Origin of the sequence: Halorubrum sp. AD140 (genome assembly GCF_034497445.1) — an archaeon.
GTDB lineage: Archaea > Halobacteriota > Halobacteria > Halobacteriales > Haloferacaceae > Halorubrum.
The window spans coordinates 1-1,506 of the sequence record NZ_JAXRUU010000176.1 but is presented as its reverse complement, the minus strand read 5'-3'; the positions used below and the strand labels follow the sequence as shown (position 1 = coordinate 1,506).

Below are 1,506 nucleotides of genomic sequence, written 5' to 3'. Positions count from 1 at the left end.
GTCGTCGAGATCCATATCTCGATGTGTGTTATTGTGTGTCATTACTCTTCCGGAACGCACAACCGAGGGCGAGCTAGCCTCGGGTCCGGCCCGTTGGGAACGCAACCGGACCCGGGGCTCGACCGGACCCGGGGCTCGACCGGCCTCAGAACCCGATCGGTCCGTCACCGCGCCCTCGAAAGGTGCGCGGTGAGGTCCGTCGTCGACACCATTCCGATCGGCCTGCCCTCGTCGTCGGTCACCGGGAGGTGGGTGTAGCCGTGCGCGGTCGGCTCCGCCAGCTCGGCGACTGTGTCGTCGCGGCCGACCGTGACGACGTCGGTGGTCATGAACGCCTCGACCGGCGTCCGGTCCTTGGGGTCGTTGTCGCGGACGAGCGCGACGAAGTCCGTCGCGGTGATCAGGCCGGCCAGCGTCCCGTCGGGCTCGACGACGAGGATCGAGTTGACCCCGGTCTCGCGCATCTGCTTGGCCGCCTCGTCCGCGGCGGCCCCGCGTTCGATCGTCGTGAGGTCGGTCGACATGAGCCGGCCGACGGGTACGTCATTCATGCCTCGTGGTAACGCGCGGCACGGTATTCAAACGTGCGGTCGGTCGGAGAACACCGCGGGTCCGGCCCGCGCTGTCGCCGACCGCGCGGGATCGGACCGGCAGGGAGTCACTCCTCGACGAGCGACTCCGGGGCGCCGGCGAGGCCGACGAGGGCGTCCGCCTCGACGTGGTGGAGGTCGCCGGGGATCACGAGCAGGTGGAGCGGGTCGCCGAACTCGCGGTCGGCGAGCGCGCTCAGCCGGTCGGCCGCCACGACCGCGTCGGGGGAGCCGGCGCGGGCGGCGACGACCGCGAGTTCGTCGCCCAGGCTGTCGGCGAGCAGGCCCGCGGCGACGTCCGCGGTCATGTACTCCTCGTGATCGGGGTCGGGGCCGGTCGGCCCCGTGCCGACCTTGATATCGAGGTAGACGGCGGTGTGGAGCCCGCGCTCCCGGTTCGCGTCGATCGTCTCGATAACGCTCGCGGGCACGTCGTCGCCGCCGTGCGCGTACGGGAACGGGAGCGTCGTCGCCTTCCCGAACCGGTAGTTTTGGAGGCCCGTCAGGCTCGAGGCCGCCGACTGCGCGGTCACGCCGTGGACCACGCGCGTGTCGACCCCGCGCTCCTCGGCGCGGAGCCGGAGGTCGGTGTGGGTGGTCGAGATCATCGTGTCGCCGGCGGTACAGAACGCGGCGTCGCCGGTCTCGGCCGCCTCGAGGATCGGCTCCGGGTCCCGCTCGACGCCCTCGCGCGACCGGACCTCGAGCTCGATGTCGTGGTACGCCTCTAAGTCGGCGACGTCGGCGCCGACCAGCCGGCTGGTGTAGAACTCCGCGAAGACGCGGTCGGCCTCGCGCAGCGCCTCGCGCCCCTCCACGGTGACGGAGCGCTCGTCGTAGAGGCCGAGTCCGATGAACGTGAGCATGCGAGCGCTCGGCGCGCGGCGCAGTAAAATGGCGCGGACCCCGCCCGCCC

At 71.6% G+C, this 1,506-nt stretch carries 2 protein-coding genes; both read right to left on the bottom strand.

From position 1 onward, the window contains the following. Nucleotides 1-164: 164 nt before the first annotated feature. Nucleotides 165-551 (bottom strand): CBS domain-containing protein, encoded by a 387-nt coding sequence (locus U4E84_RS17135; RefSeq protein WP_322533310.1) that lies wholly within the window; start codon nucleotides 549-551, stop codon nucleotides 165-167. Between the two features lie 107 nt (nucleotides 552-658). Beyond that, complete coding sequence (gene dph5, locus U4E84_RS17130; protein ID WP_322533309.1) at nucleotides 659-1,456, bottom strand: diphthine synthase; 798 nt, start codon at nucleotides 1,454-1,456, stop codon at nucleotides 659-661. Nucleotides 1,457-1,506: the final 50 nt, after the last annotated feature.

What these genes read in the sequence shown, in the direction of transcription:
- U4E84_RS17135 (WP_322533310.1), bottom strand. Translation starts at nt 551, where the DNA reads ATGAATGACGTACCCGTCGGCCGGCTCATGTCGACCGACCTCACGACG.
- dph5 (WP_322533309.1), bottom strand. Translation starts at nt 1,456, where the DNA reads ATGCTCACGTTCATCGGACTCGGCCTCTACGACGAGCGCTCCGTCACC.